Here is a 7,880-nt window from a genome sequence, read left to right as displayed (position 1 = left end):
CCTCGGACCTGCCTCTCTCGACACCCAACCGCAATCTGGTGAGGCTGACCATTGTCCGGGGAATCAGCTGGACCGGTTTTCTGGCAGGGCTGATCATCGGCGTTGAGGGCCTGAACTTCAGTCTCAATGTTCCTGCTGTCATCACTGTCATCCTGCTCATGGGGCTGATCAACGTGGCCACCTGGTGGCGGCTGGGCCGGCCGCGGGATGTCAGTCACCAGGAATATCTGCTCCATCTGTTGGTCGACGTCATCGGCCTAACGCTGCTGTTCCATTTCACTGGCGGTTCAACCAACCCGTTCATCAACTACTATCTGATTCCCGTGACAATAGCTGCGGCTACCCTGCCCTGGCGTCATGCTTGGATTATTGCCGGCACCTCGCTGCTGGCCTACAGCCTGCTGATGTTTTACTACCATCCGGTGCCCCAGCTGGGTATGTCACATGAAGGCAGCAAGCTGAATCTGCATACACTGGGCATGTGGCTCAACTTTGCCCTGTCGGCTGGCCTGGTCACGTTTTTTGTCTACAAGATGGCCGGTGCTCTGCGGGCCAAAGAACAGACGCTTTCGAACACCCGCGAGGCGTCGCTGCGCAACGAACAGGTGCTGGCTGTCGCCACCCAGGCGGCTGGCACAGCTCACGAGTTGGGCACCCCTCTGTCGACCATGGCTGTGCTACTGTCAGAAATGCGTCAGGACGCCGCTGACAATACCCAGTTGACGGGCGACATCGAGCTGCTACGCCGCCAGGTAGATACCTGCAAGTCCCATCTGCAACGGCTGGTAGAAGGTGCCGACCGCACACGCATGACAGCCCCCGACACACATGATGCAAGACAATGGCTGAATGATGTGGTGCAACGCTGGCTGGTCCTGCGCCCCGACGTCAGTCATCGATTGGACATGATCAATACCGCCGTCAGCTCAAGTAACAACACTGACGACACGCCCTGGATCAGCGTTGATACAACACTCGATCAGGCGCTGACCAACCTGCTCAACAATGCTGCCGATGCCAATCCGGATAACATTGTCATCTACTTAGAATGGAGCAACACAGAGGTGGTGATCGATATCCGTGATCATGGGCCTGGTGTTCCGCTGGCCATTGCAGACCAGCTGGGCGAAACCTTCATTTCCACTAAGAGCAAAGGGATGGGAATCGGGCTGTTTCTCACCCATGCCACTATCAATCGGCTCGGCGGCGGTGTCAGCCTCTATAATCACCCCGAAGGCGGAACCTTAACCGAAGTGATTCTGCCGCGCCGCACGCCGGGCAGTTGACCGACCTGCTTCTCGGGTTGACTCAGGAGGACGTCATGCAAGAGACACATCAACAAAGCAGCCAAACCCTGTTGGTCATCGATGATGACGAGATGTTCTGCCATGTGATGCAGCGGGCTCTGACACGGCGGGGCTATGAGGTGCTGGTTGCCCACTGTGGCAGTGATGCCCTGACCTTGGCCCGCCGGCATCAGCCAGCGCTAGCCACCTTGGATCTCAAACTGGAAAACGAGTCGGGGCTGAAGCTGTTGCCCGAGCTACTTGAGGCGGCTCCCGAATGCCAGGCCATCATCCTGACCGGATACTCCAGCATCGCCACCGCGGTTGAGGCGATCAAGCTGGGTGCGGTCAACTATCTGTGCAAACCGGTGGATGCCGATGACATTATCGACGCCTTCAATCGCCAGCAGGGCGACCCCGGGGCAGAGCTTGCCGACAACCCGCCCTCGATCAACCGCTTGGCCTGGGAGCATATCCAGAAAGTGCTACATGAGCACGACGGCAACATCTCTGCGACCGCTCGCGCGCTGGGTATGCATCGCCGCACATTGCAGCGCAAACTGCAAAAGCGCCCGGTGCGCCGCTAGGAAGTCTCAGCCGTGGTTGAGGTCATCAGTGACGTCATCAGCCGCTGAGCCAGCCGGCTGCCCTGCTCCAATGAGCTGACATCGGTCACATCATCCAGCAGCACGCAGCACCACACCCAATCACCCGCATCCAGCGCCAGCGGTGTCAACGGGTAGTCGCCGGCAGGTAGGCCCAGCCAACGCGTTGCTCCCGGCGGCGGACAGTCACTGCCGGTAGCGGGCACCAGCATCAGCGCAAGAGACAGCGGCGTTATCAAGGCACCGACCAGCAGCCCACCCTCATCCTGAGGGAGCGGCTGGAAGCACAGGGCATCGGCTGCCAGACGTGGATTGAACCCTGCCTGCTGTTTGGCCTCACGCAAATAGCGGCGCTCCCAGCTAGTTACCAGCCGACGTAATTCCGCATACTGCTCCGGCCTGAGTGCCTGCATGATGGGCTCCTTGACGAGTTCTTTGGTAAGTTTCCTGGTGAGTTGCTTGACGAGTTTCTGCAGGGTGATCGCCACTACGCCAACTCAGCCACTGCAGGTTTGCATCCCGGTTGAATGCTAGCATGGGCCAGACACTCCCTGATGCGACGAGTTTATCAATGACACCCAGCAAGCGACTCGAGATTGCCACCGACATTGCACACCGTGCTGGCCTGATGATTGTGGAGGCGCGGCGCCAGGGCCACCTGCAAGAACGCTACAAGGGTGGTCAGGAGCTGGTGACCGACACTGATGTTGCGGTCGACACCTTCATCAGCGAGCAGCTCGATACGGTGTTTCCCGACGAACAGCGCCTCAGTGAAGAGCTGACACCCCAGCAGGACGACCTGTCACAAACCGGCAGCTTATGGGTCATCGATCCCATCGATGGTACTGTCAACTTTGTCCATGGGCTTCGCCACGTGGCCGTGTCGATCGGCTGGTTCGATGGCACGCGAATGGTGATCGGCGTGGTGCATGCGCCCTTTCTTGACGAAACCTTTACCGCCATTGCTGGCCAGGGTGCCTGGTGCAACGGTCAGCCAATCCACGTAAGCCAGACTGAGACTCTGTCGCGTTGTTTGGTGGCCACCGGTTTTCCCTATCAACGTGAAAGCCGCCCGCCGCTGATGCGACGCCTGCAAGCTGTGTTGAGCCACTGCCAAGACATCCGTCGCAACGGCTCGGCAGCGCTGGATCTTTGCGATGTCGCCTGCGGCCGGCTGAACGCTTACTACGAGAGCGTTTCCCCCTGGGACTTCGCTGCCGGCCTGCTGATTGCCCACGAGGCCGGCGCGCGAACCGGGCACCTTTATCCTGTGCCTGAGGGAGTGCCGCCAGAGCTGTACGGCGAAAACCTGCTCGTCAGCACGCCTGTCATCCATGAGCCCCTGGGCAAGCTGCTGCGCCAGGCCGACCGAAACACGGCTTCTCACGCCTCTGGTAAGTTCTAGTCGAGTTTTAACAAGCATGGCCTACTCCAGAACCCGCCTAATGATACCGATGATACGCTTGACGCCTGGTGTGTAGGGCGCAAAAACCAGCGGCAGTGCAGAGAAATGATTGGTCATCACAGCACGCTCGTGGCTGAATGCACAAAATCCGTAATGGCCATGCGCACTGCCCAGCCCGGAGTTGTTCACCCCACCAAACGGCAGGCGGTTATGAATGAACTGGATCAACGTCAAATTGACACCAACACTGCCGGAGCTGGTGGCTTCGATGACCTGATCGATACGTTTCCGGTCATTATCGAAAACATACAGCGACAGGGGTTTGGGGCGAGCATTGATCTTCATTATGACGTCTTCCAGGTCATCATAAGCCATGATCGGCAGGATTGGCCCAAAGATTTCTTCGTGATCAATAGCCATTTCAGGCGTAATTGCCTCAATCAACACGGGCTTGAACCGGGTGCCATCACGAATTTCCTGTTGCGTTACGTGCGCGCCTTTTGCCGTCGCATCCGTCAACAGTCCGGCAAGGCGGTCGGCGTGGTGCTTGTTGACAATCCGCGAGAGATCGCTGCTTATGCTGCCCTCAGCATATGCTTTGGCGATCCGCTCACGCAGTAACCTTGTGAATGTCTCTTTGACGGACACATGAACGAACAGGTGATCCGGGGCAATGCAGGTCTGCCCAGCATTGGCAAATTTGCCAAACACAATCCAGTCGGCGGCACGCTTAAGATTTGCGCCCGGTCCAATAATAGTGGGCGACTTGCCACCTAGCTCCAGCGTAACGGAAGCGAGAGTTTTGGCTGCTGCGGACATGACAATCTTGCCAACGGCGGGACTGCCCGTGAAGAAAATATGGTCAAAGGACAAGCTGAGCAATGCCTGTGACGTTTTCAGCCCACCTTCGACGACGGCAACCAGGTCGAGCGAAAACGTTTCTGCCAACAATCTCGCAATCAGAGCAGAGGTGGCAGGTGTCATTTCCGACGGCTTGATGATCGCCGCATTCCCGGCGGCAAGGCAGGACACTAACGGGCCGATCGCTAGGCTGAAGGGGTAGTTCCAGGGCGCAATGATCAAACAGACACCGCGCGCCTCTGGCCTGACACGCGCTGACGTTCCAAAGGTAGCCAGCGTTGGCGCTACCCGGGAAGGCCGCATCCATCCGCGCAAGTGGCGGCGAGCATGTTTGATTTCTTGCAACACGGGAAGAATTTCGGTCAGGATCGTTTCGGTTTCGGGTTTACCGAAATCCTCCGTCAATGCTGCAACAATCGCCGCCTCATTGTTCTTGATCACATCGGAGAGCAGAGACAGCGCTTGTTTCCGCTCGGCCAAACCGAAGTTGCGCCTGCGATCCGTCACCCCTACTGCCTGCATGTCAAACGCCGCCTGGATGTCAGGGTCAATCGTCACCTTGGAATTCGTCAATTTAATGCCCAATCAATAGAAGGGTTTTCAACACCCTGACCAGACTCCCCAGTGAACGCAATGCGATCGACAGGCTGCGGCTTGTGTAGCAACACCATCGATAGTTTCACCATATCGATCTGTCAGGCTCAGACTATTGGATAAAGAATATCGTCTGCTTCACAATGTACTCCAACAATCAGCTCATTTACCGCAGGAGCGGTTCATTAAGGAGTACTTCGATGTTTGTGGTCATTTTTGGTCGCCCGGGTTGCCCATTCTGTGTGCACGCCAAGGAACTCGCTGAGAAACTGGACGAAGCCAAGGCTATCGAAGGCTTTCGCTATATCGACATCCATGCCGAGGGCATCTCCAGGGCCGATATGGAAAAAACCATTGGTAAGCCAGTGGAAACCGTTCCGCAGATCTTTGTTGACCAGACCCACATCGGTGGCTTTACTGAGTTTGACCAGTACGTCAAGGACAAGGGGCTGTTGGCCGGCTAGCCTCATGTGGTTTATCGCTAGCACCCAAAAAGCCGCCCGAGAATAGCTCCTCGGGCGGCTTTTTGGGTGCTAGCGGCCAGATGGAGTGTCGTTCTCCACCCTGGCTATCAGTCGAACGTCATCTCGGGGACATGGTCAGGCACAATCAGCTTGCCCGCCGTTTTCTCGATGATTTCCTCAACGCTGACACCTGGCGCGCGCTCCTTGAGCACGAAGGCACCGTTCTCGATTTCGAGATAAGCTAGATCCGTCAGCACGCGACGGATACAGGCAGCGCCGGTCAGCGGCAGCTCGCACTTCTCTAACAGCTTTGATTCACCGTGCTTGGACGCATGGGTCATAGTGCAGATGATATTTTCTGCGCCAGCGACCAGGTCCATGGCGCCGCCCATACCTTTGATCAGCTTACCGGGAATCATCCACGAGGCGATATTGCCTTCCTGATCCACTTCAAATGCGCCAAGAACAGTCAGATCCACATGGCCGCCGCGGATCATTGCGAAGGACTCAGCAGATGAAAAAATTGCCGCCCCAGTACGGGCCGTCACGGTTTCCTTACCGGCGTTGATCATGTCTGCATCTAGCTCTGCTTCGGTGGGATAACGCCCCATCCCCAGCAGACCGTTCTCAGACTGCAGCATTACATCGATATCATCCGGCACATAGTTGGCGACCAGTGTCGGGATACCGATGCCCAGATTGACATAAAACCCATCTTCCAGCTCGCGCGCTACGCGCTGAGCCATTTGTTCACGTGTAAGTGCCATCCTGTTTATCTCCTGTCAGGTGTTGAGAAGCCTTGCAAAGCGCCGAGGGCAATTTTTGTGGATTCAACCCTCGCGAACCATGCGCCTTTCAATACGCTTCTCAAAGCTGCCCTGAATGATGCGATCGACGTAGATACCGGGGGTGTGAATCTGGTCGGGCTTCAACTCACCAGGCTCAACGATTTCCTCGACTTCGACCACAGTGATACGGCCTGCCGTCGCAGCCATGGGATTGAAGTTCTGGGCTGTATCGCGGTAAACCACATTGCCGAAGCGATCGGCCTTCCAGCCCTTAACAATGGCAAAGTCGCCCACCACACTCTCTTCGAGAATGTACGGCCGGCCATTGAACTCACGAACCTCCTTGCCATCGCCGACCGGTGTGCCATACCCAGTTGCGGTATAAAACGCAGGAATACCTGCACCGCCGGCACGCATTTTTTCAGCCAGAGTGCCTTGAGGAGTCAGAATGACCTCAATCTCATCATTCAGCATCTGCTTCTCGAACAGCGCGTTCTCACCCACATAGGATGCGTAGATCGTACTGATCTGACGGTCTTCTAGCAAAATCCCCAAACCAAAACCATCAACGCCGCAGTTGTTGGAGTAGACAGTGAGATCCTTAGTACCACGTCGCTTGATCTCAGCAATCAGGTTTTCGGGGATACCGCACAGACCAAAACCGCCTGCAATCACGGTCATGCCATCCTCGATACCTTCCATTGCCTCTTCGTAGGAACTCACACGCTTGTCAAATCCGGCCATCTAGTGCCTCCAGGGTGAAGGGTGCTGGGAAAATGATGCGGTCTCCAGCAAGTACAGTGTTACTGCTGATGAAATACCTAAAAAGTTAGTGCTATTCATTAATCGCTTGTTTCCTGAAACAATCTTCCCGTTGATTCCCATGACCGTCAAGCAGCTATATGGTTTTGTTACTTCAGCAGCCTGACGCTGGGCAGAATCACTCCCATCTATTAGCATAATACACCCCTCAAAGTTCAGGAGTTCGGCATGTCAATCCTGACTGGCATCGCCAGTGTCATATTGCTCGTCCTCAATACTCTGTTCTGGGGTGCGCCGCTGATCATTCTAACACTGGTGAAGCTGGTGGTTCCCGGCAGGCCACTACAGCGGCGAGTACTTAACGGGCTGAATGCCATTGCCCTGAACTGGATCGGGTTCAACCTGTGGTGGATGCGCCAGCTACTCCGTCCCGACCTGCATGCCACTCTGCCGAAAGAGCTCAGTGTAGATGACTGGTGGCTGGTAATATCCAACCACCGCAGTTGGACCGATATCTTCATGTTACTGATGGTGCTGCACAGGCGTATCCCCATGCCGCGCTTCTTTCTCAAGCAGCAGCTGATATGGATTCCGGTGGTGGGCCTGGCCTGGTGGGCACTGGAGTTTCCCTTCATGCGGCGCTACAGCCGGGAAAAGCTGGCACGCAACCCGAAACTTGCCGAACGCGACCGCCTGGCTACTGAACGCATGTGCCGCCGTGCCCGTGAAGCCCCCATCACTATCTTCAACTTTGTCGAGGGCACTCGCTTCACCCCGGCCAAGCGCGACCAGCAGCAAAGCCCATATCGCCATCTGCTACGGCCCAAGGCCGGCGGCACAGCCCAGGTTCTGAGCTTACTTGGCGACCGGTTAGGAGGAATCATCGACGTAACACTGGACTACACCAACCCCAACCCCAGCTTTTGGGAATTTCTGTGCGGTAAAGAAGGAAAAATAACCCTTCACGCACAGCGACTGGAGGTTCCCGAATGGATGCTCAACGGGGACTATCATCAGGACCCGGACTACAAGGAACGCTTCCATACATGGTTGAACGAGCTATGGCAGGCGAAGGACGCCGCCCTCGATGCAAAGTTGCATCACTGATATGTGCT

The 7,880-nt window shown here is 56.3% G+C and carries 9 protein-coding genes; 5 read left to right on the top strand and 4 right to left on the bottom strand.

Translation table 11 applies throughout. The features are described 5' to 3' along the window. The first annotated feature begins 8 nt into the window (after positions 1 to 8). Together ACTH3D_RS05130 and ACTH3D_RS05125 are read left to right on the top strand one after the other, a co-directional pair. The gene (locus tag ACTH3D_RS05130; RefSeq protein ID WP_441665936.1) at positions 9 to 1,286 is read left to right on the top strand and encodes an ATP-binding protein; all 1,278 of its coding nucleotides are present in this window, start codon (positions 9 to 11) and stop codon (positions 1,284 to 1,286) included. A 35-nt stretch (positions 1,287 to 1,321) separates the two neighbouring features. After that, positions 1,322 to 1,873, top strand: a complete 552-nt coding sequence (locus ACTH3D_RS05125; protein ID WP_441665928.1) for a response regulator transcription factor — start codon at positions 1,322 to 1,324, stop codon at positions 1,871 to 1,873. On the opposite strand, the gene hybE is transcribed toward ACTH3D_RS05125, so the two are convergent. Next, on the bottom strand, positions 1,870 to 2,304 hold the full coding sequence (hybE, locus tag ACTH3D_RS05120) for a [NiFe]-hydrogenase assembly chaperone HybE (RefSeq protein ID WP_441665926.1): 435 nt from the start codon (positions 2,302 to 2,304) through the stop codon (positions 1,870 to 1,872). The two genes, ACTH3D_RS05125 and hybE, sit on opposite strands and share 4 nt — an antisense overlap. A 158-nt stretch (positions 2,305 to 2,462) precedes the next feature. Between hybE and ACTH3D_RS05115 the strand changes: the two genes are divergently transcribed. Continuing rightward, positions 2,463 to 3,296 (top strand): inositol monophosphatase family protein, encoded by an 834-nt coding sequence (locus ACTH3D_RS05115; RefSeq protein ID WP_441665924.1) that lies wholly within the window; start codon positions 2,463 to 2,465, stop codon positions 3,294 to 3,296. A gap of 21 nt (positions 3,297 to 3,317) precedes the next feature. Here ACTH3D_RS05115 and ACTH3D_RS05110 read toward each other — a convergent pair whose 3' ends face one another. Then, complete coding sequence (locus tag ACTH3D_RS05110) at positions 3,318 to 4,715, bottom strand: aldehyde dehydrogenase family protein (protein WP_441665922.1); 1,398 nt, start codon at positions 4,713 to 4,715, stop codon at positions 3,318 to 3,320. A 236-nt stretch (positions 4,716 to 4,951) separates the two neighbouring features. On the opposite strand from ACTH3D_RS05110, the gene ACTH3D_RS05105 reads away from it, so the two are divergent. Continuing rightward, positions 4,952 to 5,215: a GrxA family glutaredoxin gene (locus ACTH3D_RS05105; RefSeq protein ID WP_441665920.1), complete on the top strand. Its 264-nt coding sequence runs from the start codon at positions 4,952 to 4,954 to the stop codon at positions 5,213 to 5,215. Between the two features lie 107 nt (positions 5,216 to 5,322). Here ACTH3D_RS05105 and ACTH3D_RS05100 read toward each other — a convergent pair whose 3' ends face one another. Beyond that, the gene (locus tag ACTH3D_RS05100) at positions 5,323 to 5,982 is read right to left on the bottom strand and encodes a CoA transferase subunit B (RefSeq protein WP_441665918.1); all 660 of its coding nucleotides are present in this window, start codon (positions 5,980 to 5,982) and stop codon (positions 5,323 to 5,325) included. A 63-nt stretch (positions 5,983 to 6,045) separates the two neighbouring features. After that, positions 6,046 to 6,747 (bottom strand): CoA transferase subunit A, encoded by a 702-nt coding sequence (locus ACTH3D_RS05095; protein WP_441665916.1) that lies wholly within the window; start codon positions 6,745 to 6,747, stop codon positions 6,046 to 6,048. 246 nt (positions 6,748 to 6,993) lie between these two features. Here ACTH3D_RS05095 and ACTH3D_RS05090 point away from each other — a divergent pair, with 246 nt between their 5' ends. Further along, a complete protein-coding gene (locus tag ACTH3D_RS05090) occupies positions 6,994 to 7,872 on the top strand; it encodes an acyltransferase (protein ID WP_441665914.1) in 879 nt (292 codons plus the stop codon). The last annotated feature ends 8 nt before the right edge of the window (positions 7,873 to 7,880 follow it).

This window comes from Halomonas sp. (assembly GCF_052095765.1).
Lineage (GTDB): Bacteria > Pseudomonadota > Gammaproteobacteria > Pseudomonadales > Halomonadaceae > Halomonas.
The sequence above is the reverse complement of the archived record's forward strand: the minus strand, read 5'-3'. Positions and strand labels throughout refer to the sequence as shown.

Coding starts and splice junctions, on each gene's coding strand:
- ACTH3D_RS05090 (WP_441665914.1), top strand. CDS start 6,994: ATGTCAATCCTGACTGGCATCGCCAGTGTCATATTGCTCGTCCTCAAT.
- ACTH3D_RS05100 (WP_441665918.1), bottom strand. CDS start 5,982: ATGGCACTTACACGTGAACAAATGGCTCAGCGCGTAGCGCGCGAGCTG.
- ACTH3D_RS05095 (WP_441665916.1), bottom strand. CDS start 6,747: ATGGCCGGATTTGACAAGCGTGTGAGTTCCTACGAAGAGGCAATGGAA.
- ACTH3D_RS05125 (WP_441665928.1), top strand. CDS start 1,322: ATGCAAGAGACACATCAACAAAGCAGCCAAACCCTGTTGGTCATCGAT.
- ACTH3D_RS05105 (WP_441665920.1), top strand. CDS start 4,952: ATGTTTGTGGTCATTTTTGGTCGCCCGGGTTGCCCATTCTGTGTGCAC.
- hybE (WP_441665926.1), bottom strand. CDS start 2,304: ATGCAGGCACTCAGGCCGGAGCAGTATGCGGAATTACGTCGGCTGGTA.
- ACTH3D_RS05115 (WP_441665924.1), top strand. CDS start 2,463: ATGACACCCAGCAAGCGACTCGAGATTGCCACCGACATTGCACACCGT.